This is a genomic window from Bacillus sp. 165 (assembly GCF_017742235.1).
Taxonomy (GTDB): domain Bacteria; phylum Bacillota; class Bacilli; order Bacillales; family Bacillaceae_G; genus JAGHKQ01.
The window spans coordinates 573,606-596,978 of sequence record NZ_JAGHKQ010000001.1; the positions used below are offsets into that span (position 1 = coordinate 573,606).

Here is a 23,373-nt window from a genome sequence, read left to right on the forward strand (position 1 = left end):
TATATAAAAAACCGGCAAAGCATGCCGGTTTTTTATCAATTCTGTTCTTGAAATGCTTCTTTTTTTCCTAGTTCATAAGCGTCATTCATTACCTTCATCAGCAACTCCATTACAGGTTGCACTTTTTCCATATCTAGTTCTATCCCGCTTTGCTCTAAAAGCTCCTTAGCTTCAGGTAAATGACTTAGTGCAATTTGTAAAAATTGCATGCTGCGCTGTTGATTCATGGATCTCTTCCTTTCTTTGTTACATATCCACTATTATAACGCGCAATAAACCACTCATTCAACCATTGCTGTTAGGTATTATACAAGTGCTGATACTTTTTAATATGAGCTTCTTGCTCAATAAGTCCCTCTTTTAAAGTAAACTGCGGGCGATATGCATACCGCAACGCTGTATGTTTTTCACTTGGTTTTGGAGTTAGAAAGCCCTCAGTTTCTCCCTTGAGCAGTTCAATCCCTTTTTTCCACTGCTCCGATTGTCCGCTTTCTATAAAATATATTTCGCTTGTTTCTTGCTTTCCCATTTCATACAAACATTGTGCCACATCACTTACATAAATGCTGTCTTCGCTTGTTTCGTTGCTCTCAATATTTAAATCCTGATTCAAAATATGTGAAAGGATAAGCTGATGATATGTCATAAAAGAAGGCTGCCATGGCCCATATACAACAGGAACTTGCAATACTGCATATGAAATTTGATGGTGCGTAAGCGAAGCTTCTCTTTTATAAAAAAAATTCCCGTTTTCTGTTGAAATATGATTTTCCTTCTTTCCCTTCATGGTATGAAGGTGTACAGCAGAAGCCTCAATTGAAGATAAAAACACTAACCTTTTTTTATAATGAGCGCAATATCGAATTACCTCTTTAAATGTTTTTTCCTCTTCTCGTTCAGAAGGAAAAGAAGGTTGATTTGGTTCATATAAACAAAAAAAGACCGTATCTATATCGTCAGGCTGCATCTGTTGAAACACATTTTTTTCCTGTAACGAATAATAAGAAAAATATGCATTTCTCCCTATAAGAAACAGTTTTTCTTCGTTTATGCGGCTTAGCTTGCTCAATGGCTCCTGATCGATTCCAACTACATCTACCTCTTCGTCTAGCAACTTTAAAAGCAAATGATACCCAACAAATGACCAAACTCCAACTACAGCAGCTCCTTTCACCTGTTATCCCTCCGTTCAAAATAGCCTTTTATAAATCTTTTTCATACAGTTTGTAAAATTGACAAATAGAATTCCCGATTCCGTACTTTGCTTCCTGTATATAAAAAGAACTTGAAACGAGCCCCCCTTCTCGTTCTCGCTTCCTCTCATATTCTCGGTACAGAGCTTTGAATTCTTTTCTTTCATGGATAGCAATCCAAACCTTTACAGGTACTGCAGAAGGATAATGATGAAATGACTGCTTTTCAATCAAAGCTCCTATACTGGTTTCATCTGCTTCATATGCTATTTTCAGTTCACGTATAAGTCTTTTATAAAAAAATTTGCGCTCTTTTTCTAATTCAACATGTTTCTTTAAGTCTAAGCATGGGTTGATCATAGCAATTGAACGTATGACCGAAAGCTCAGCTGCTAACTGTATAGCCAGCAAAGCACCCATCCCTTCTGCTATAATATGGATATTTTCATTTAATATTTCTTTTCTCATCACATCATAATATAAACGTTTGGCAAGACGAATTGCCTTTTTAGATCCCCAATGACGACCATAAAAATTAGAGGAAAAAATTGTGTATCCTTTGCTCCTTAAATGCTCCAACAATCTTGATTTACCTGCATGCTGCATCCATAAACTCGTACTTTTGTCCACAAAATGATTGGTATCTCCTAAAAGTAAAATTCCAAACCCATTCGGTTTTTCGGGCAAATGAATGACACACGGTTCTCCTTCTAGCAAAAAGAATCGTTCTCTTATACACATAATGCCCCCGCCTTGATGAAAAACTAATTTATATGCTTTTTATTAATGTATGATATAAGCGGAAAAATGAACTGAAAAACAAGAAAATATTTTCTTTATTCAAATTTAACTTATAAGGTTAGTCTTATGTTTCTTACGAAAGTGTGATAAAATGAGGAAGGATTTTAGAAATAGGAGTGTGAAAATATGCGTGTTGTTTGGACTTTAATTTGGTCATTTTTACTTTCTCAAATGATGGCTTACGTTATCAGTTCTATGACTGGCACTACATATGACTTTATGCAAGCTACTATCATGTCAGTAGTTATTGCTGTAGGTGTTATGCTAGTTGCAGCAGTTATCCCAAATGAGCCTGTAGAACATCATTAAAAAAGAGTCCGTTAATACGGACTCTTTTTATATTGGCTGCTTTACTTGGACAATAAGCTCACCTTCTTCTTCATCGATTGTCACTGCACAATGATCTTTAACGGTTCCTTCAATAAGTGCACGTGCAAGCTTTGTTTCAATTTGCCTTTGCACATAACGCTTTAATGGGCGCGCGCCGTACAGCGGATCGAACCCGGCATCTGCTATAAAGCTTTTTGCTTTTTCTGTCAATGTCAATGTGATATGCCGATCATGCAAACGTCTCTGTAATTCTTTTATAATCTTATCAACAATCTCCTTAATTTCTGCTGTTGTGAGCGGTTTAAATAATATAATTTCATCAACACGATTCAAAAACTCTGGACGGAAGTGTTGACGAAGCTGTCCTAAAACAACCTCTCTTGTCTCTTCTTTTATTTCACCTTCATTGTTTAAACCTTCTAATAAATAGGCAGAACCAATATTGGAGGTCATAATAATTACTGTATTTTTAAAATCCACTGTTCGTCCCTGTGAATCTGTTACGCGACCATCATCTAACATTTGCAATAAGATATTAAATACTTCTGGGTGTGCTTTTTCAATTTCATCCAATAACACTACAGAATACGGCTTTCGTCTAACAGCTTCTGTTAATTGTCCGCCTTCTTCATATCCTACATAGCCCGGCGGTGCTCCAATCAAACGCGATACAGCATGTTTCTCCATGTATTCAGACATATCGATACGTATTATTTGTTCTTCACTATCAAACAACGATTGCGCCAGCGTTTTAGCTAATTCTGTTTTCCCAACCCCAGTGGGCCCTAAAAAGATAAAAGAACCAACAGGACGATTTGGGTCCTTTATTCCAGCTCTTGCTCGCAGCACGGCATCTGTGACCAGCTTAACCGCTTCCTCTTGTCCAATTACACGTTCTGCTAAAATATGTTCAAGCCGAAGAAGCTTTTCACGCTCACCTTCTACGAGCTTTGTAACTGGAACACCTGTCCAACGTGATACAATACCAGCAATTTCTTCTTCAGTTACTTCTTCACGTAACAAACGGCTTTCCCCTTGTTTTTGCAGCATAGCCTTTTCGGTCTGCTGAAGCTCCTTTTCTAAAGCCGGTATGCGCCCGTGCCGCAATTCCGCAGCTTTATTTAAATCATAGTTTCCTTCTGCCTCCTCCAACTCTCTCCGCAATTTCTCCAGCTTCTCTCTAATATTTTGAACATATTGAATTTCTTCTTTTTCTAACTGCCACTTTGCTCGCATACTGTGAGCTTTATCTTTCAGTTCAGACAACTCTTTCTGCAACACTTTTAATCGTTCCTGACTTGCTTGATCCTGCTCTTTACTTAAAGCAGCTTCTTCAATCTCTAGCTGCATCACACGTCTCGTCACTTCATCCAGCTCAGTTGGAAGAGAATCAATTTCTGTACGGATAGTGGCGCAAGCCTCATCCACTAAATCAATCGCCTTATCTGGTAGAAATCTATCAGAAATATAACGATCAGATAAAACAGCTGCAGCCACTAGAGCTCGGTCATGAATATTGACACCATGATGAATTTCAAAACGCTCTTTTAATCCCCTTAAAATCGAAATCGTATCCTCGACTGTCGGTTCTTCCACTAGCACTTGCTGAAATCGGCGTTCAAGTGCCGGGTCTTTTTCAATATATTTCCGGTGTTCTTCTAGTGTAGTCGCACCTATGCAATGCAATTCTCCTCGGGCCAGCATGGGCTTTAGCATATTTCCTGCATCCATTGCCCCTTCTGTTTTGCCTGCCCCTACAATAGTATGAAGCTCATCAATAAATAACAAAATACGTCCTTCACTTTTCTTTATTTCGTTCAGTACTGCTTTTAATCTTTCTTCAAATTCCCCTCGAAATTTTGCTCCTGCAACTAAGGCGCTCATATCCAAAGCAAATACTGTCTTATCTTTTAATCCCTCAGGCACGTCTTTTCGAACAATTCGTTGTGCTAATCCTTCTACAATCGCAGTTTTCCCAACGCCAGGCTCTCCAATGAGAACAGGGTTGTTTTTGGTTTTCCTCGATAAGATACGAATGACACGACGAATTTCGCTGTCACGCCCAATTACAGGGTCCACTTTACCAAGCCTAACCTCCGCAACTAAGTCTCTTCCATACTTTTGCAGCGCTTCATATGTAACTTCAGGATTTTGACTTGTAACACGCTGATTGCCTCGAACCTCTAGCAAAGCTCGCAACAAGGATTCTCGTTTTATTCCAAAATGAGCGAATAATTTTCCAATATCTGAAGCAGCCTTTTCATTAGCAAACGCAAGTAACAGATGCTCGACAGAGATATATTCATCTTTTAAATGCTTTGCCTCCTCTTCTGCTCTTACAAATACTTTTTGGAGAGAACTAGTAATATACACCTTTCCTGCTTCCACCCCGCTGCCACTCACTTGGGGTCTTCGATCTAATAAAACCCGCACCTCTTTTTCAAATTGCGCCGTATCAATATTCATTCTTTGTAAAATTCTCTTTGCCAAGCTTTCCTCCTGCTGTAACAAAGCATGCAATACATGTATAGTGTCGACTTCTTGGTTACTGTTAGCAACAGCAATTGACTGTGCCCGCATAACCGCTTCTTGAGTTTTTTGCGTCATTCGATTTACGTCCACTGTCTTTCCCTTCCCTTTCTTGACTAAATTTGACCTTTAATTATTATTATATCCAAGATTTTATTTTCTACAAATAAAAGCCATCCCTTAAAGAGATGGCTTCAATCTTGTTTTAAAATATTAATGGACGAATTGAACACGAATGTTACTTTATGGTTTTCTCTTATATGTCCATTGTCTGTTATGGTTTGAGGTCTCAGGGAACTTGTCTCCGACATTGAGCTTAATCATTTTAGGATGCTTAACCATGCTCCCCGTTTCGCCGATTTCTACATAAATACCATCATTCGGTGCTTTCTGTCCAGGTCGGAATCGATGATTTTGTCCCATAATCCTTGTCTCCTTCCAAAAATACTTACACCCTTATATTTCCCGTTATCTCTTTGAATCATGAATGTGTTTTATTAGTAAAATTATGCTGATAAGACGGAGTATAAGTCTTTACAGGTTAACATAAGTATCACTGCTTGCTCTTCTTTCATATAAGCCTTTCCCTTACATAAGAATATCATAAGCCTCATATATTTAAAAAAAGTTGCTTTTCTGAACGAAGCATGTGATGGAAGTTGTTCAGATAGACAGGATAGATTCAAACAATTAGACAAGCCTGTTATTTTTATAAATCTGCATAAAAAAACTGACCAAACTGGCCAGCTCACAGGAGAGTCAAAAACTTACACGAGAAGATTACATTTTTATTATATCGTTTCTCCAAAAAAATGTAATCCCTTTCACAAAGTGGACACATTTTTTAGTATCATTTATATTCATTCTCAATTTCATCTTGACTTTCTATTCACTTTAGCTTTTAAGGTAGACAAAGAAACAGATAAAGGCGTAAGATAAAATTATACAATCTTATAAAAAAAGGTGATGCTATGCAAAAACATTTGATTGCTCTCGATTTAGATGGAACACTGTTGAAAGATGACAAGACAATTTCAGTACGCTCGAAAAAAGCTATTGCAAAAGCAAAAGAACAAGGCCATGTTGTGGTTATATCAACTGGACGTCCCTATCGTGCCAGCAGCTTATATTATGACGAGCTGAAATTAGACACTCCAATGATAAACTTTAATGGTGCATACATTCACCACCCTCTCGACCCTTCTTGGGGACAATATCACGAACCTCTAGACTTAACCATTGCCCAAGAAATTATAAAAGCATGCGCCGGATTCGGTGTGAAAAATATTTATGCAGAAGTAATCGATGATGTATATGTGCGTTATATAGACGAAGGTATGAAACATATTTTCCAGTTCGGTAATCCCAAAGTACACACTGGCGATTTACTCCGTATTTTACAAGACAATCCTACATGTTTATTAATTGATGCGGATGAACAGGAAGTCGAACTAATTCGAACTCATTTAAGCGATGTTCATGCAGAAGTAATCGATCATCGCAGATGGGCTGCACCTTGGCATATTATTGAAATTGTAAAAAGCGGATTAAACAAAGCTGTGGGTTTACAGCGAGTAGCAAAGCATTATGATATTCCACAGGATCGCATCATTGCATTTGGAGATGAGGATAACGATTTTGAAATGATTGAGTATGCAGGGCACGGGATAGCAATGGGCAACGGTATACCAGCTTTGAAATCTTTAGCAAATCATGTAACATTATCAAACGAGGAAGATGGCATAGCCATTTACTTAGAGGAAGTATTAGGACTGTAATGTAAAATTTATCATTCATAGGATTCTTCAAATAACAAACAATATAACAAGACACAGCAAATGTGTCACTCTTGTTTTGCTAACATAAAGGAGGAATCCACATTGGGTAAAAAAAACAAATCCAAGCGTTTTGTTCAACAAGGTTCTGATGCAGTAATGAAACATGACGAAAAGATTCCTTACCACCTTACTTTAGCACAAGCAGAAGCAAGAAAAGAACAAAATAATTCTACTCTTGGAGGCATCTAATGGGCAACCTTTTATTTCAACAAGCAAGAGATGCTGTCACACAAGCTTCACAGTGTACATCTAGTGAACAACAAGAGTTAGTTTCAAAAGCCAAAAATGCACTTACCTCAGCTTATGCAAATTCCTCTACAGCTGAAAAAGTGCAGCTGAGAGAAATGCAAGAACAACTGCAAAACCTTTCTGATACGCAATAAGGGGCAACTTGCCCCTTATTTTAGTCTTTACGGAAAGCACCTAATACCCCTACAGTTTGTACCACGTTTGTAAACGCATGAGGATCTACTTCCTTAATAATTCGCTCCAAATCATACAACTCATAACGAGTAATAACCATAACCAGCATTTCTTTATTTTCATTCGTAAATGCTCCTGTGGCAGGCACAGTAGTAATGCCTCGCACTAAACAAGAATGGATAGCTTTACGAAGAGCAGGTCCATTCTTGGTGACAATCATGGCCGTTACCTTTACATGACGAGTATGAATGGCATCGATAACACGAGTGGATACGTATAAATTTACTAATGTGTATAATGCTTTTTCCCATCCATACAGTTGTCCGGCTGTGATAATAATAAGGGAATTAAATGCAAAAAAGTAAATTCCAATGGGTTTATCTTTTAAGCGCGATAAAATCATCGCGACAATATCTAACCCTCCTGTAGACGCTCCATATTTTAACGTCAAACCGATACCAGCAGAAGCTATGACTCCTCCGAAAACCGCATTCAAGATAATATCATGGGATACGGCACGCACCGGTATAATCTCTAGAAACAAAGTCATAAACGCGACACTGATAAAACTGAACAGCGTAAAAGATTTCCCTACTTTTTTCCATGCTAAAATAACTACCGGTATGTTAAATACAATGAATAAAATACCGGTTGATAGATGAAAAGGAGTATATTCTTCAGTAATACGCGAAATAAGCTGGGCTAGTCCAGCAAAGCCGCTCGCATATACATCTGCAGGAATTAAAAACAAATTCATGCCGATTGCGTTTAAAAGTCCACCTATAAAGACAATAAAGATTTTTTTTGTAAACTCCTTATAATTTAGCTTTATGTTCACTTCTTTAAACTCCTCCTTACTACAACCATCTCGAAATATACAACTCATCTTATGTAACTTTGTACCACAATGTCATAGCATACTTAATTTATCTGTAATTGTAAAACATTATTTTAATATTTTTTCTAAGCTTATACATAGTCTTTACTGAAACGGGGACGATAAACATGCATCACAGAATTAAGGAGGAAATTTTATTATGCCGCATACAAGTGATAATGATAAAAAAGCAAGAGATAATAACGCAAAACATTTTGAAAAAAATATACTTGCGCATAAAAATGCTCAGCACGGAAAAAAATCATATTCTAAGAAAACAGATCATCTATGAATAATAAAAACCCTGTCAAAGCAGGGTTTTTATTCATTATTCTTTTTAAAATAGGTCCAGCCGTCTTCTTGGTACACTTTTTCTTCCTTCATAAGCTTGCCAAGCGCACGTTTAAAAGCAGCCTTACTCATATTAAAACGTTCTTTAATATCTTCTGGGTAGCTTTTATCCCAAAACGGCATAGCCCCTCCTCGGTTCTCCATATAATCGTATACAGTCTGAGCATCTTCATCCATACCTTCCTGCTTGCGCGGCAGCAGAGACACATTAATGCTTCCATCTTCTTTAACATCAATAATGCGGCCAGATACCCTCTCTCCAATACGCGGTTCCTCTCGTTGCTCGGATTCGTGAATAAATCCTAAGAAATGCTCATCTGTAATAATCGAGGCACCTACGCGCAGGGACTTGTAAATTCTTCCATTTACATTTTTGTTAAACATTGACTCCGTTGCCGGTACCATAATATCTCTTAGTTGCTCTTCATTTGCCATTTTGGCCAAAAGGCGTCCGCTGCGAGTTATTTTTAACGTACAGTAAAGCTCGTCTCCTTCTTGCGGCCATACTTTTTTATAGGAAGGCAAATCTTCTTTATCAATTAACATATCTTTGGAAACGCCAATGTCAACAAATACTCCTAAGTTATATTTAACCTCTTTTACCGGTACCCAATTAAAATCTTCTGCGGTAATAAGAGGCGTTTTCATTGTAGCTGTAAGACGCCCTTGGTGATCGTGATACAAAAATACATCAATAGTATCTTCCAGACATATCTCGCCCGCTACTTCATTTCTATGCATAAACACTTCTGTTTCTTCAGTACCGACCATATATCCAATATCTGTTTCTCTTAACACGGTGACAGTCACAATATATCCAGCTTCTAATTTCATTAATAATAATTCCTTTCTCAAAATATGTACTGTATCAGAATCTCATAATACCCTAAACAAAGGACAATTATAACATGTTTTTATTCCTATTTGTGATTCCTTCAGAATTTCACTATAATTAGAGTAAAAGAATGGTGGAGGTGGAAATATGTCAAAAGAAAGTTCATTTGATATTGTATCAAAAGTAGATCTTCCAGAGGTCTCCAATGCAATCAACATTGCCTTAAAGGAGATTCAGACTCGCTATGACTTTAAAGGGAGCAAAAGTGACATCAACTTAGAAAAAGAAGAGATTGTCTTAATTTCGGACGATGAGTACAAGCTTGGACAGCTAAAAGATGTACTCATTGGAAAATTGGTCAAACGTGGTGTCCCTATCAAAAACTTAGATTACGGAAAAGTTGAAAATGCTGCAGGTGGAACCGTTCGCCAGCGTGCAAAGCTAGTACAAGGAATCGATAAAGATAACGCAAAAAAAATTAACAATATCATTAAAGAAACGAAGTTGAAAGTCAAAAGTCAAATTCAAGACGATCAAATTCGAGTGACAGGAAAAAGCCGTGATGACTTACAATCCATAATCGCTGCTGTCCGTCAAGCAGATTTATCAATTGATATCCAATTTATCAATTATCGATAAGTACATAAGTTAAAGACCCGCTAGTACCAGCGGGTCTTTATCATTAGGCTTTATTTTGTTGAAGCGCTATCGTAACTGTACCGTTCGCCGGCAGAGTAATTGTTTCATCGTATACTTTTACTTGTAAATCGTCCCCGTTTGTTTGCGTCAATGTGACTCCTTCTTTGTCTACCCCTACTTTGAAGTTATGATTTCTATACACAATATTAAAGGAGTAGCTCTCCCAAGCAGATGGAATAAACGGTTGAAATGAAAGGGATTCTTTGAATGTCCTCATACCTGCGAAGCCCTGGACAATAGCTAGCCAAGAGCCCGTCATACTTGTAATATGCAAACCATCTTCTGTATCGTTATTATAGTTATCCAAATCCAAACGAGCTGTGCGATTATACATTTCATACGCTTTTCCTTCCATTCCAAGCTCTGCTGCTAAAATAGAATGGATGCATGGTGATAAGCTGGATTCATGTACTGTCATCGGCTCATAAAACTCGAAGTTGCGGCGCTTTTCCTCCAATGTAAATCGGTCATTTAAGAAATAAATTCCTTGCAATACATCTGCTTGTTTAATAAAACAGCTGCGTAGAATTTTATCCCAAGACCAATTCTGATTCAATGGTTTGTCTTCTGAAGCCAACGTGTCTACTGTGCGTAAGTCTTTATCTAGGAATGTATCATGCTGTACAAATACTGCAAGCTCTTCATCATAAGGATAATACATATTCCCTACAATATCTTTCCACTTCGCAATCTCATCTTCTGCAATCTTTAATTCAGCCAGTCTGTCTTGATGACCATTTTCCTTTAAGTACTCTATTACACTAAGTGTATACTCCAGTGTCCATGCAGAGATTAGATTTGTATACCAGTTATTGTTGATATTATTTTCATACTCGTTTGGTCCTGTCACACCATGCATCATATATAATTTTTTCTTTTTATTAAAATGGACGCGATCTGCCCAAAAACGCGAAATCCCTGTCAGCACATCTATACCATATGTATGTAAATAATCTTTATCGCCGGTGTAATTAACATAATTATATACTCCATATGCTATAGCGCCATTACGATGAATTTCTTCAAATGTAATTTCCCACTCATTATGACATTCAATTCCAGTGAACGTTACCATTGGATACAAAGCCCCTGCCAAACCTTGCTTGCTGGCGTTTACATATGCTTCTTCTAATTGGTTATAGCGATAAACACACAAATTACGCGCTACCTCTGGCTTGGCCGTTGATAAATATAAAGGAAGTGCATAAGCCTCAGTATCCCAATATGTTGCCCCTCCGTATTTTTCACCAGTAAATCCTTTTGGTCCAATATTTAAGCGAGCATCTTCACCATAGTATGTACAGAACAATTGGAATAAGTTAAAACGAATTCCTTGCTGCGCCTCCTGGTCCCCTTTAATTTCTACGTCTGCAATTTCCCACCGAGACAGCCATCCTTTTTTATGCTCGTCTAGTAAGGTATCATATCCTTTCCCGATGCTTCTTGCCAATATTTCTTTTCCTTTTTCGACAAGTACTTGAGCGTCATAATCTCTATCCGTTGTTACAGCAACATATTTTGTTAACGTAACTGTTTGATTTTGTTTAGCTTTTACCGTAATGATATTCTCAATATATTCGTTCTTGCTATTTGCTTGTATTTCTGCAACAGGACATTGGACCTCTATATTCATTGTCGCAGCCACTTGAAACGTAGGTGTTCCAAAAGGATTATCCTTCGTACGCATTACTAAGCTGCCTTCATATTCTTTCACCGCTTGCGAGACAGGTAACCAGAAATCTTCTTCATAATTAGAATCTTCGTTCCGTACATCACCATCTAGATATGGAATATATGTAATAACTCCCTCATAGTTTAATGGCGTTGCATTGTAACGAATTACTCCGAGCTCGCTTTCTGCTACAGACAAGAAACGAATAACTTCAAATTCCGTTTCTTTCCCTTCTTGGTTCACCGTAAACTTTCGTGTTAATACTCCATGCTGCATATCCAATTCACGATAATATTCTTTTATATCTGCACTGTATAAATCAAGTTCTTTTCCATCTATTAAGACACGTATGCCAATGTAATTTACAGAGTTAATAACTTTGCCAAAATAATCTGGGTAACCGTTTTTCCACCACCCAACACGTGTTTTATCCGGAAACCAAACTCCGCCTATGTATGAACCTCGATGAAAATCCCCTGAGTAAGTTTCCTCAAAATTCCCACGCATTCCCATGTGGCCATTTCCTAAACTTGTCATACTTTCTGCCAAACGAAATTCATCTTTATGTAATTTATTTTCAATAATTTTCCATTCATCTACACCAAATAATCTTTTCATTTTTTCACCTTCATTATTTAAAATTATGCAATCGTTTGCACTTCGAAATATAAACTCAGCTATGTCACTAAGTGCATAGCTGAGTTTCAATCAATTTACAAGTTTGACGCTTAATAATTTTATATGGTACCACAATACTTTTTGGAGCAAGATCTGGCGATTCCACTTTTTCAACTAAAGATTTTGCAGCTTCGTATCCTAACTGGAAGATACGGACATCCACCGATGTTAACGGAGGACAGGCAATCTCAGAAAAAATCACGTTGTTGAAGCTTACCACAGACACATCATCAGGTACAGAATACCCCTTTTCTGATAACATACTGAGCACACCAAGCGCCATTAAATCATCCGTTACTACAATTGCACTAGGTGGCTGTGGCAAAGACATAAGCTGTTCTACCGCTTGTTGTCCGCCTTCACGCAAAAAGTCCATATAAAAGATATAATCATCCAATAACCACAGTTCAGCAATTTTAAGAGCTTCTCTAAATCCTGCCAATCGCTCTTTTGTTACCATTAAATCCGGACTGCCTCCTACAAATGCAATATGCTTATGTCCAAGGGAAATAAGATACTGTGTAATTTCTCTGCTGGCTAAATAGTTATCGTTATCTACATATGTGATCTCTTCTATTGCTTTATGCGGTTTGCCAATCAAAACAAACGGAAATTGTTGCTCAATCAAATATTCAATGACTTTATCATCAATACGTGAATATAGGAGAACAATTCCATCCACGCGTCTCCCCTGCACCATCTTCACAACACCTTCATAAATTTCTTCCTCTGTTTCGCCTGTTGACATATATAAGGAATATTCCTTTATGTGAGCAAAGGAGCTAATGCCGCGAATGACCTCCGGAAAAAACGGGTTTTGAAACGATTTATTCGCAGAACTAGGCATAACAAGCCCAATTGCCTTTGTTGTTTGATTAGCCAAGCTTCTAGCATTCAGATTTGGATGATATCCAAGTTCATCCATAATTTTTCTGACACGCTTTTTTGTCTTTTCACTGATTCTTGGGCTATTTGCAATTACTCGAGAGACGGTCGAAGGTGCAACATTTGCTATTTTGGCTACATCTTTAATGGTAACAGCCATTTACACCCATTCCTTTCTCCTTAACCTGTTTCTTGACTACCTTTTGAGCCCACAAAGCATTAAGAAACTTAATAAACAAAAATTATTATCAGAAAAAGTTGTACAGTATAAGTATTTCCTTTTCCTGAATCGTTTACATTATAACATTCTAATTACAAAAATTTTACGGTTTCCTATGAATTTTTACTTATTCCATCTAGGCTGTTTCTCAATAAATTCGTGTGTTCTATAAGGATGGATGCAATTCACATTAGAGCACAACATACGTTATTGCTTTTTCTTGCGTTTTACCAATACTAAAAAAATCATAAATAACACATAAATACCAATTAATGTAGCGATAAACGGAATGTTTAACCCAGTTTTAGGAGCAAGCGCATATACATTGGCCTTCTCACGATCCAATATTAAATCGTATCCGTCCTTTGTAGAACGTACTAAATCATCGTCTAACAATCCTCTTAATTCCATATTTTGTGCTAATTGTTCATTGGTCAAATGTACCTTTTGTGACTCGGTTGTATTATTAATCGCAACAATAGTAGTTTCTGTTTTATAAACGCGCTTGAATATACTCATGCCGTTCTCTGCATACAATAGCTCAAAACTTCCTCTCCTTAAAGATGGAAGCTGATTTCGCAGCTCTCCTAGCTTAGAAATGTACTTTAAAAATTTATCATCTGTTTTAAAGTCCATTAGACGGCGATTATCAGGATCCTCTCCTCCGTCCAATGCGATTTCTGTACCATAGTATACAATAGGAATACCAGGAGATGTGTACAGATAGGATAATGCTAGTTTCAACCGTGTTGGCGGGTATTGTTTATTTTCCAATGCCACTCGAACAAAGCGTTTCATATCGTGATTATCGATGAAGGTACCTAGCATATAAGGATGCGCATAAAACCTCTCATCCCTCATCCATACATTGTACAAACTTTCAGCAGAAACATTCGGTTTACTGAATGCATTCGTGATTTCCTTTTGATATGGGAAATTTAATAAAGAATCTATACCCGTGTTCATATAATCTGCAATATAACGCGGGTCTTCATCCCATACCTCTCCAATTAAATAAAAATCTTTCTTTACGGACTTCATTTCTTTGGCAAAATCTGTCCAGAATTCCTTAGAAACAAACTTGACTGTATCCAACCTGAAACCATCCACACCTGTTTCTTTAATCCACCATTTCGCATTATTGATAATGTAGTCTCGCACTTCTGGATTATCTTGGTTTAAATCAGGTAAGCCATATAACCAGCCTTCCTCTACCGATTGCTGATTACTATAATTAATTGCTTCGTTTTTCTCGTGAAACCAGCCTGCTTTTGAAGGATCTTTTAACCAAGGATGGTTGTAGCCAGTATGGTTAGCAACATAGTCAAAGATTACCTTCATCCCCCGCTTATGCGCTTCGTTCACAAGTTCTTTTGCATCTTGAAGCGTTCCAAAATGCTCATCTACTTTGTAAAAATCCTTTGGCCAATACCCGTGATACCCTTTATCTTCATTATCAATAATAGGAGTAAGCCATATAGCGGTAAAGCCCATGTCCTTTATATAATCGAGCCGTTTAATGATTCCTTTTAAATCACCGCCATGGTACGCCTTGGGATCCTTAGTATCCACATCAAAATCGTTTGCTGTATCTCCGTTATTAAAACGGTCTACCATAATAAAATAAATACTTTCATCTTGCCAACTTTTTTCTTCTTTTTCAGCAGCCCCTACAGGCATTCCATAAAAAAGAAGAAACGGGATTAGCAATAGTGTCATCACTCTTTTGCACATCTCCGCTCCCCCTCTCCACAATACTATTCTTAGCCTTTTGTGCCTCCAGCCGTTAAGCCAGAGATAAAATATTTTTGCAATGACAAGAATAGTATAGCAATTGGAATAGCAATTAGGACAGACCCAGCTGCAAATTTTGTAAATTCATTGCCGAATTGTTTTGCTACTAAATCGTATAATCCAACTGCCAATGTATAGTTTTCAGGTGATCTTAAAATAATACGCGCCACAATAAAGTCAGTAAACGGTCCGATAAACGTAAACAATGCTACTACCGCTATAATTGGTTTCGCAAGAGGCATAATAATTTGCCAGAAGATACGAAAATGTCCTGCTCCATCAATACGTGCAGATTCATCCAATTCTTTTGGAATCGTATCTAAATAGCCTTTCATAAGCCATGTGTTCATTGGAATTGCTCCTCCGACATAGATCAAAATTAAAGCAAGATGTGTATCTACCAAGCCCGTTAGCTGTGCCAAGATAAATAATGCAATCAACGCGGAAAAGTTTGGAATCATTTGCAAAATTAAGAACGTTAACAACCCATTTTTACGTCCTACAAAACGGTATCTTGAAAATGCATAGCCAGTAAAAGCAATCGAAATAACCGAAAAAATCATCGTAAAAATACAGATTTTTAATGTGTTCCAATACCATAATAGATAATCACTATTTGAAGTATCAAATAGCTCGCGATAATGTTCTAATGTAGCATTTTTTGGAATAATGCTCGATCCCGATAAACTATCTCCTGCATTAAAAGAAGAACCTATAATCCAAAGGATTGGATAGAAAATAACAACAGCCATAAACAAAAGTACTAAATAAGATAACGTCAATCTAATATATTTTTGTTTTTTAATCCCCATATTACATCATATCCTCTTCTTGGAATGATTTTGTTCTCTTGAACTGCCATAATGCTACTGAAATAACAACGATAGACAACAGCATTGTAATAGCCGCCGCTTTACCATATTGTGCAGATGTCATCGTCAAGCTGTAAATCCAAGAGATCAAGATATCTGTTCCTCCGGCATTCTGTCCTGGTACCGCTGGTCCGCCGCCATTGAACAAATAAATAATGTTAAAATTATTAAAATTGAATGTGTACTGCGTTATGATAACCGGGGCTGTTGAATAAAGCACTAATGGCAATGTGATTTTGTTGAATTTTTGCCATGTTGTTGCACCATCAATCGTTGCAGCCTCATACAAATCAGCTGGAATAGCTTGTAATACGCCGGTAACCATAGCAAATACAAATGGAAATCCTAACCAAGTCTGAATGAGAATTAATGCTGTACGCGTCCAAAGCGGCTCTGTCATCCATGAAATGGGATCGATTCCAAACGCGCTTAAAATTTGTGTATTAATTGCACCAAAAGATTCATTAAACATTCCAGCAAATACTAAAATTGATACAAATGCTGGAACTGCCCAAGGCAAAATTAAAATCGTACGAATAATTGCCTTTCCTTTTAAATCAGGCTGATTGACTAAGATAGCTAAGAAAATACCTAACGACACTTGTAATGTTGTAGCAATAAATGTCCAAGCAATTGTCCAACCCAATACTCCAAAGAAAGTAGTTCTCCAAATCGATAATGTGAAAATATCAACGAAGTTTTGTAGTCCCGTCCAATCTACTAACTTTGCAGGAGGAGAATGATATAAATCGTAATTTGTAAATGCTAATAAAACAACGAAAATAATTGGGAAAATAACGACAAATACTAGCAAAAGGAAGCCCGGTGTAATCATTAAGTAAGGAAAGCCGTTATCAACGAGGTTTTTATACTGTTCTCTTACAGAACTTACTTTAAGACCTAAATCGCGTCTTTTTCCATTTTTGTATGCATCTCGTAAATTAAAGGCATAAATAGCCAGACCAAAAACGATAACAATGAGCGCCAAAATCCCTTGTACTAACAAAAAAATAGAGTGATCGCGAGGCAGTTCTTCCCCGAGTGTCACAATTCCCCATAATCCAATGTTTAACAAATCTTTGAATGCAATCACGAAAGATGCAGTTAGAATTAATAAGATAAGCCCTTTTAACAACTGTCGGTTGTATATTTGCCCAAGACCCGGGATAACAGACAATGCAGTTGCAACTTTACGGTGGTTCGATTGTGATGTTGGTTGTAAGATTTCTTCCATTATTATGGGTTCCCCCTTTAGGCTCTCATTACCCTTTAAAATAGGTTATGTTGCCTCTTCATCACGAAGAGGCAACATACAGTGAGATTTTTAGTTCTTTTTTTATTTCTTATGGTTTGTTTCAATATTTGTTTTGATTTGTTTTACAGCTTCATCAAGCGCTGCTTTTACATCTTGTTTTCCAGTTGCAATTAATTGTAATGCGCTTGCAGCCGGTGTCCAAACCTCACCCATTTCAGGGATATTTGGCATTGGAACCGCATATTGAGATTGAATTGCTACTGCTTTTGCACCTTCATTATCAGCAATAATTGGATCTTCAATTAAAGATTTTACAGGTGGAATTTCTTGAGTTTTTTCGAAACGAACTTTTGCATTTTCTTCATTTGTAATCCAATCGATAAACTTTGTAGCTAACTCTTGGTTTTTAGAGAATGAAGACACATGCCATCCTTTAACACCCATAAATGTTTTAACATGCTCGCCATTTGGCAGTGTCGGCATTGGTGCTACACCAAAATCAATACCTGCTTTTTGTATTCCATCAAACGCCCAAGGACCATTCATTACAGCAGCTGCTTTGCCTTCGTTGAATAAGCCGTCCATTGCAGAACCACCATTTTCACCGATAATACCTTTCGGGAACAACCCTTCTTTGTACCATTTTTGGATATACTCAGCACCTTTAACTGCTCCATCATTGTTTAATCCGATATCATCTGGATTTAACATGCCGTCTTTTTCACCAAACACATATCCGCCCATTCCAGCAATCGGACCATGCGCAAAGTAGAAATTATCCCATAATGCTAAAAACCCGTAATTTCCGTTCTTTGTAAAATCTTTAGAGAATGTATACAGCTCGTCCATTGTTTCAGGAGCCTTTGGCATTAACTTTTTGTTATAGATGAATACAGGTGTTTCTGTTGCCTTTGGTAACCCGTATAATTTTCCGTCAAATCTTTCTGCTGCAACAGAAGAATCAGTGAACTTATCAAGTACAGAATCATCTACTTTCACTTCAGCAAGTAAGCCTTCTGTAACTGCTCCTCCGATTTGGTCATGAGGAAGTGTGATTACATCAGGACCAGTACCAGCAGGACCGTCAAGACGAAGCTGCTTCACTTGATCCGTCATTTGCATTTCTTTTACTGTTACTTTTACATCGTATTTCTCTTCGAAAGATTTTACAGCGTCCTCTAAACCTGCACTCTTATCTTTGTCTTCCCAAACTAAAAGAGTGTTTTGTTTTTCTGCTGTATTTTTTGCACCCTCATCCTTGCCAGTATCTTTTGGTCCGCATGCGGAAAGAACACCAATAGCCAAGGCAGGCACAGTCAATAAAGATAGCGCTTTCGCTTTTTTCATAGAGAATACCCCTCTCCTAAATAAATTATAATAACAAAGTAAAATTGCTCAAACGTTTGCACAACAATTGGTGAAAACGTTTGCACCTTTTATGATTTTTATTATACAACTAGTAATCTTTTTTATTCAACATTTTTTTGAAATTTTATCAGAAATCTAATATTGCACTTAGCTGAAATTACAGCTGTATTAACAATAACACCATTTTATAGTGAAAATCTGCAATCTAATCACCCCTGCTCAATATACAATATAACCAGCATTGACTTTACTTAATATAAATAATAACCTAAAGAATAAAGAAGGCAAACGATTGCCATTTAAAAATTAGGAGGTCTAATCAGTGCTGAAGGAAGCTATTTATCATCGCCCGAAAAACAACTATGCTTATGCGTATGACAAACAAACATTACATATTCGCTTGCGCACCAAGAAAAATGATGTAAACGAAGCACACCTAATCTATGGGGATCCTTATCAATTCACCAATGGTAATTGGCAATATGAAACAGCTCCAATGACAAAAATAGGGACAACAGAATTATTTGACTACTGGTTTGTAGCTATTCAGCCCGATTTCCGCCGTCTCCGCTACGGATTCGAAGTACAAGATAACCATGAAACTATAATTTATGCTGAAAAAGGGTTTTATTCAGAACCTATAACAAATGACACTGCACCGTATTTTTGCTTTCCTTACTTAAATGAAGAAGATGTATTCACTCCACCAGCTTGGGTAAGGGATACTGTATGGTATCAAATTTTTCCAGAGCGCTTTGCTAATGGAAACCCTGCAAATAACCCTGAAGGCACTCTACCTTGGAGAAGCGAAGCTCCTACACCAACAAATTTCTTTGGGGGTGATTTTGAAGGTGTCATTGAACATCTTGACTATCTTGTAAATCTAGGAGTAACAGGACTTTATTTCACACCGATTTTTAAAGCAACCTCTAATCATAAGTACGATACTATTGATTATATGGAAATCGACCCGCAATTTGGCACAAAGGAAACATTCAAAAAGTTAGTGCAGTTGTGTCACCAAAAGGGTATTAAAGTGATGTTAGATGCGGTATTCAATCACAGCGGATTCTATTTCCCGCAGTTTCAAGATGTCTTGAAGAACGGAGAAAGTTCTAAGTACAAAGATTGGTTCTATATGTGGGACTTCCCTGTAAAAACAGAGCCAGCACCAAACTATGATACATTCGCTTTCACTCATATGATGCCAAAGCTTAATACTTCTCATCCCGAATTAAGAGAGTATTTATTGGAGGTTGGCCGCTATTGGGTTCGTGAATTTGAGATTGATGGATGGAGATTGGACGTAGCAAATGAAGTTTCGCATGACTTCTGGCGGGAATTCCGCAATGAAGTAAAAGCAATTAACCCTGACGTATACATTTTAGGGGAAATTTGGCATGATTCTATGCCTTGGCTGCAAGGAGATCAATTCGATGCCGTGATGAACTACCCATATACAAGTGCAGCAATTCAATTTTTCGCACAAGAAGCCCTCGGAGCTGAAGAGTTTGCCCATAAAACAACAGATGCTCTTCTTATGTACCAAGAAAACGCAACCGAAGTAGCATTCAATCTGTTAGGCAGTCACGACACTCCTCGAATTTTAACAGTATGCGGGGAGAACAAAGCAAAAGTGAAGCAATTATTCACATTTCTACTCTCATCACCAGGTTCACCATGTATTTACTACGGAGATGAAATTGGCATGTCAGGCGGAATGGATCCCGGATGCCGAGAATGCATGATTTGGGAGGAGAAACAACAAGACGGTGAGTTACACAGCTTCATTTCTCAACTCATTCGACTACGAAAAGAAAACCCAGCATTCGGAAACAAAGGGGCATTTCAATTCATTCGCGCAAATGATGAATTAAATTACGTTATGTATGCAAAAACATTTGCAGATACTACCCTTCTATTCACTTTTAACAATTCAGATAAGAGTATTACGGTTGATATCCCTTATGACTTAAAAGGAAAAACCGTAACAAACCTATTAACTGGAGAAGAATTTGCACATGAAACAGCGAATGTAGATTTAGTGCTAGATGCACATGGATTTATAGTTCTATCCTTTTAAAAAAAGGAGCACAGAGCAATCTGTGCTCCTTTTTTTAAAGCAAGCTTCCTCCTACCCCCATGTCTCTTTTTTCACCATACCTTGTCTCCAAATAAAAAGAAATGCCATTTCGTTTCTTTCTTAATCAGGTGATCTAATGCCCTCTCTTTGCAGCATTCTTCTATATTCTTGTGGACTCATCCCTTCTTTTTTACGGAACAGCCGAGAAAAATATGTTTCATCATGGATCCCTACTTGTTTCGCAATTTTTTTTATTTTCTCATTGGTAGATGACAAGTATTTTTTTGCAGAAGCCAATCGGACTTCATTTAAATATTGCAGCGGTCCCATCCCCATGGTTTTTTGCATACACCGCGTAATATAGTCCGCGTGATAATGAAGCCTTTCAGCAATATCTGTTATTTTCATTTCTTCTCTGTAATGCTCGAGAATATAAGCAATTGCTTGTTCACTCACCTTTTCCGCAGCGCTAGGAATGGCAAGAGCCTCTTTTTGCAGAAAAAGAAGGAATTTATGAAAGTGCAGTTGCTGCTGCAATTTATTCTCGATTAACGCATGGTCATTTGCACTGGTCAAGTCCTCTAGCATCCGTTCTCCTAAGTCTTTGTTTTGTAAACTTCCGCTTTGTGGTATTTGCATTAAAAACTGGGCAGGCTCTGTAAATGTTTCTTCTGCAACAAGCACATCATTCCACTGTATTTCTTTTTCGTCTGTTAGGAAATAAGGGGCGTGAGCTAAAAAGTGACACCAGTAATAATCTGTACTCTCTTCACAAGGTCTGTATCCAAAATGCTCATGTCCCGGGGAAAGAATAATATATTCTCCCTCTCTAATTTCAAACTCCTTTCCATCTTCATTCATAAACAACGTTCCTTTTTGTACATATAAAAAATCAAATACTGTATAAATCCGCCGAAAATGTTTTTTTCCTTTCCCAAATGTTCCCTTACCCACCTTAATAAAAGTCGGAAACGGAGGAATTTGAAATAATAAAGTCTTCATGTTTTCTCCTATAATGTAAGCCTTTTACCAATACATGTTTTTCCCCTTTTATCTCTCGTTAAATCCTTGATGCTTTTAGATTTCCTGTATGCAATTAATGGTTTTATTAAAAAAATCAAAAGTCGATTTTATCCTATTTTCTTCGTTTCATTCTCTTTTTATTATAGCAATTACTATGTAAACTAAGTATGGTTTAGAAGTCGGTTTTTACAAAGGAGTTGTCTTATGAATAAAGAAAAAAATCAGAAATTATCTTTGTTCACTTTAACTTGGCCTATCTTTATAGAGGTACTACTATATATGCTAATGGGCAATGCAGATACATTGATGTTAAGTCAGTATTCAGATAATTCCGTTGCTGCAGTTGGAGTTGCGAATCAAGTATTAAATATCATTATTGTTATGTTTGGCTTTATTACAGCTGGCACCGCTATTCTCGTTGCTCAACATCTTGGAGCTAAAGACAAATTACGTGCTATGGAGGTGTCAGCTGTATCCTTAGCAGCTAATGCCGTATTTGGTATAGTTGTCAGTTTCTTTATTTTTTTATTTTCCGCCCCACTCCTAAAAGCAATGGGGTTAGATGCCGATTTGCTTCCACGTGCGGAAAGCTTCATGAAAATCGTAGGAGGTTTTTCTTTCATCCAAGCATTTATCATGACAGTCGGCGCGATTTTGCGCAGTTATGGCTTTACCCGTGATACGATGATAGTTACTATCACCATGAATGTATTGAATGTAATTGGAAACTACTTTGTAATTTTCGGTCCGTTTGGCATGCCGGTTTTAGGAGAATCTGGGGTTGCGATGTCGACTACAATAAGCAGAACCATCGGATTAATTATCATAGTCTATTTACTTATGCGACGAATTGGTAATCCATTTAAATCAATAAAAGGCGGACTCTTTCCCAAACACCATCTTCGCAATTTATTAAAAATCGGTATTCCTGCAGCTGGGGAAAATTTATCTTATAACGCTTCCCAAATGATTATAACCATGTTTATCACTATGATTGGTACACAGGCATTGACTACAAAAGTGTACGCACAAAACATTACTATGTTTATTTTTCTATTCAGTGTAGCTGTCAGTCAAGGAGAACAAATCATCATCGGGCAGCTTGTCGGAGCAAAACGTTACGAGAAAGCATTTAAAAGCTGTCTCCAAGCACTAAAGATTTCAATCCTTATTTCCATTTTGATGGCTGCGTTATTTTCACTATTCAGCAGACAGCTAATGGGCATATTCACAAATAATACTGATATTATTCAAACAGGTGCTGCATTGATTTTACTCACTATTATTCTTGAACCAGGACGTGCATTTAATTTAATTATCATCGGATCGCTTCGTGCAGCAGGAGATGTAAAATTCCCTGTATATATGGGGATTTTATCCATGTGGGGAGTCAGTATTCCTATCGCATACATTTTGGGTATTCATTTTGACCTTGGTCTTATCGGCGTTTGGATTGCCTTTATCGCAGACGAATGGCTACGGGGATTGCTGATGCTATGGCGATGGCGTTCACGTATATGGGAAACAAAATCTTTCGTCACTTCCTCTCAGCCTGCTTAGAATAGTGAAGAAAGAAAAATTATTAAATACAAAAGTGAAACACTTGATATAATCAATTATTTCTCACAAAGTATACACACCTCAAAA

General features: G+C 37.3%; 22 protein-coding genes. 8 read left to right on the plus strand and 14 right to left on the minus strand.

What is annotated here, in order from left to right:
• Positions 1–35 precede the first annotated feature (35 nt).
• The 3 genes from J7Q84_RS02970 to J7Q84_RS02980 all read right to left on the minus strand — a co-directional run bounded on the left by J7Q84_RS02970 (position 36) and on the right by J7Q84_RS02980 (position 1,934).
• Complete coding sequence (locus J7Q84_RS02970) at positions 36–227, minus strand: ComZ family protein (protein WP_209092893.1); 192 nt, start codon at positions 225–227, stop codon at positions 36–38.
• Positions 228–298: 71 nt separating this feature from the next.
• Positions 299–1,174, minus strand: a complete 876-nt coding sequence (locus J7Q84_RS02975; RefSeq protein WP_209092894.1) for an NAD-dependent epimerase/dehydratase family protein — start codon at positions 1,172–1,174, stop codon at positions 299–301.
• A gap of 28 nt (positions 1,175–1,202) precedes the next feature.
• Positions 1,203–1,934: an alpha/beta hydrolase gene (locus J7Q84_RS02980; RefSeq protein WP_209092895.1), complete on the minus strand. Its 732-nt coding sequence runs from the start codon at positions 1,932–1,934 to the stop codon at positions 1,203–1,205.
• A 186-nt stretch (positions 1,935–2,120) separates the two neighbouring features.
• Here J7Q84_RS02980 and J7Q84_RS02985 point away from each other — a divergent pair, with 186 nt between their 5' ends.
• On the plus strand, positions 2,121–2,303 hold the full coding sequence (locus tag J7Q84_RS02985) for a YjzD family protein (RefSeq protein ID WP_209092896.1): 183 nt from the start codon (positions 2,121–2,123) through the stop codon (positions 2,301–2,303).
• Positions 2,304–2,330: 27 nt separating this feature from the next.
• Here J7Q84_RS02985 and clpB read toward each other — a convergent pair whose 3' ends face one another.
• Together clpB and J7Q84_RS02995 are read right to left on the minus strand one after the other, a co-directional pair.
• Positions 2,331–4,946 carry an ATP-dependent chaperone ClpB gene (gene clpB / locus J7Q84_RS02990; RefSeq protein ID WP_209092897.1) on the minus strand — a complete coding sequence of 872 codons (2,616 nt, stop codon included), beginning with the start codon at positions 4,944–4,946 and terminating at the stop codon, positions 2,331–2,333.
• A gap of 150 nt (positions 4,947–5,096) precedes the next feature.
• The gene (locus J7Q84_RS02995) at positions 5,097–5,276 is read right to left on the minus strand and encodes a YjzC family protein (protein WP_209092898.1); all 180 of its coding nucleotides are present in this window, start codon (positions 5,274–5,276) and stop codon (positions 5,097–5,099) included.
• Positions 5,277–5,824: 548 nt separating this feature from the next.
• Between J7Q84_RS02995 and J7Q84_RS03000 the strand changes: the two genes are divergently transcribed.
• From J7Q84_RS03000 to J7Q84_RS03010, 3 genes are all read left to right on the plus strand, one after another.
• Entirely contained in the window at positions 5,825–6,631 is an 807-nt protein-coding gene (locus J7Q84_RS03000; protein ID WP_209092899.1) for a Cof-type HAD-IIB family hydrolase, read from the plus strand.
• Between the two features lie 102 nt (positions 6,632–6,733).
• On the plus strand, positions 6,734–6,880 hold the full coding sequence (locus J7Q84_RS03005; RefSeq protein ID WP_209092900.1) for a hypothetical protein: 147 nt from the start codon (positions 6,734–6,736) through the stop codon (positions 6,878–6,880).
• Positions 6,880–7,074 (plus strand): DUF3813 domain-containing protein, encoded by a 195-nt coding sequence (locus J7Q84_RS03010; protein WP_209092901.1) that lies wholly within the window; start codon positions 6,880–6,882, stop codon positions 7,072–7,074. Before J7Q84_RS03005 ends, J7Q84_RS03010 begins: the two co-directional genes overlap by 1 nt.
• Positions 7,075–7,094: 20 nt before the next feature.
• On the opposite strand, the gene J7Q84_RS03015 is transcribed toward J7Q84_RS03010, so the two are convergent.
• Positions 7,095–7,952, minus strand: a complete 858-nt coding sequence (locus tag J7Q84_RS03015; RefSeq protein WP_209092902.1) for a YitT family protein — start codon at positions 7,950–7,952, stop codon at positions 7,095–7,097.
• 199 nt (positions 7,953–8,151) lie between these two features.
• Between J7Q84_RS03015 and J7Q84_RS03020 the strand changes: the two genes are divergently transcribed.
• The gene (locus tag J7Q84_RS03020; protein WP_209092903.1) at positions 8,152–8,283 is read left to right on the plus strand and encodes a DUF3941 domain-containing protein; all 132 of its coding nucleotides are present in this window, start codon (positions 8,152–8,154) and stop codon (positions 8,281–8,283) included.
• A 29-nt stretch (positions 8,284–8,312) separates the two neighbouring features.
• On the opposite strand, the gene J7Q84_RS03025 is transcribed toward J7Q84_RS03020, so the two are convergent.
• Positions 8,313–9,176, minus strand: a complete 864-nt coding sequence (locus tag J7Q84_RS03025) for a CvfB family protein (RefSeq protein WP_209092904.1) — start codon at positions 9,174–9,176, stop codon at positions 8,313–8,315.
• Positions 9,177–9,324: 148 nt separating this feature from the next.
• Here J7Q84_RS03025 and J7Q84_RS03030 point away from each other — a divergent pair, with 148 nt between their 5' ends.
• Positions 9,325–9,816: a YajQ family cyclic di-GMP-binding protein gene (locus J7Q84_RS03030; RefSeq protein ID WP_209092905.1), complete on the plus strand. Its 492-nt coding sequence runs from the start codon at positions 9,325–9,327 to the stop codon at positions 9,814–9,816.
• A 43-nt stretch (positions 9,817–9,859) separates the two neighbouring features.
• Here J7Q84_RS03030 and J7Q84_RS03035 read toward each other — a convergent pair whose 3' ends face one another.
• From J7Q84_RS03035 to J7Q84_RS03060, 6 genes are all read right to left on the minus strand, one after another.
• Positions 9,860–12,166, minus strand: coding sequence for a glycoside hydrolase family 65 protein (locus J7Q84_RS03035; RefSeq protein ID WP_209092906.1), 2,307 nt, complete (start codon positions 12,164–12,166; stop codon positions 9,860–9,862).
• Positions 12,167–12,233: 67 nt separating this feature from the next.
• On the minus strand, positions 12,234–13,271 hold the full coding sequence (locus tag J7Q84_RS03040) for a LacI family DNA-binding transcriptional regulator (protein ID WP_209092907.1): 1,038 nt from the start codon (positions 13,269–13,271) through the stop codon (positions 12,234–12,236).
• A 267-nt stretch (positions 13,272–13,538) separates the two neighbouring features.
• A complete protein-coding gene (locus J7Q84_RS03045) occupies positions 13,539–15,065 on the minus strand; it encodes an alpha-amylase family glycosyl hydrolase (protein ID WP_209092908.1) in 1,527 nt (508 codons plus the stop codon).
• Positions 15,066–15,094: 29 nt separating this feature from the next.
• Positions 15,095–15,937, minus strand: a complete 843-nt coding sequence (locus tag J7Q84_RS03050; protein ID WP_209092909.1) for a sugar ABC transporter permease — start codon at positions 15,935–15,937, stop codon at positions 15,095–15,097.
• A gap of 1 nt (position 15,938) precedes the next feature.
• The gene (locus J7Q84_RS03055) at positions 15,939–17,231 is read right to left on the minus strand and encodes a carbohydrate ABC transporter permease (protein WP_209092910.1); all 1,293 of its coding nucleotides are present in this window, start codon (positions 17,229–17,231) and stop codon (positions 15,939–15,941) included.
• Between the two features lie 102 nt (positions 17,232–17,333).
• Entirely contained in the window at positions 17,334–18,599 is a 1,266-nt protein-coding gene (locus J7Q84_RS03060) for an extracellular solute-binding protein (protein WP_209092911.1), read from the minus strand.
• Between the two features lie 343 nt (positions 18,600–18,942).
• Here J7Q84_RS03060 and J7Q84_RS03065 point away from each other — a divergent pair, with 343 nt between their 5' ends.
• The gene (locus J7Q84_RS03065; protein WP_209092912.1) at positions 18,943–20,703 is read left to right on the plus strand and encodes an alpha amylase N-terminal ig-like domain-containing protein; all 1,761 of its coding nucleotides are present in this window, start codon (positions 18,943–18,945) and stop codon (positions 20,701–20,703) included.
• A gap of 120 nt (positions 20,704–20,823) precedes the next feature.
• On the opposite strand, the gene J7Q84_RS03070 is transcribed toward J7Q84_RS03065, so the two are convergent.
• Positions 20,824–21,705 carry an AraC family transcriptional regulator gene (locus J7Q84_RS03070; RefSeq protein ID WP_209092913.1) on the minus strand — a complete coding sequence of 294 codons (882 nt, stop codon included), beginning with the start codon at positions 21,703–21,705 and terminating at the stop codon, positions 20,824–20,826.
• Between the two features lie 225 nt (positions 21,706–21,930).
• Between J7Q84_RS03070 and J7Q84_RS03075 the strand changes: the two genes are divergently transcribed.
• Complete coding sequence (locus J7Q84_RS03075) at positions 21,931–23,286, plus strand: MATE family efflux transporter (RefSeq protein WP_209092914.1); 1,356 nt, start codon at positions 21,931–21,933, stop codon at positions 23,284–23,286.
• The last annotated feature ends 87 nt before the right edge of the window (positions 23,287–23,373 follow it).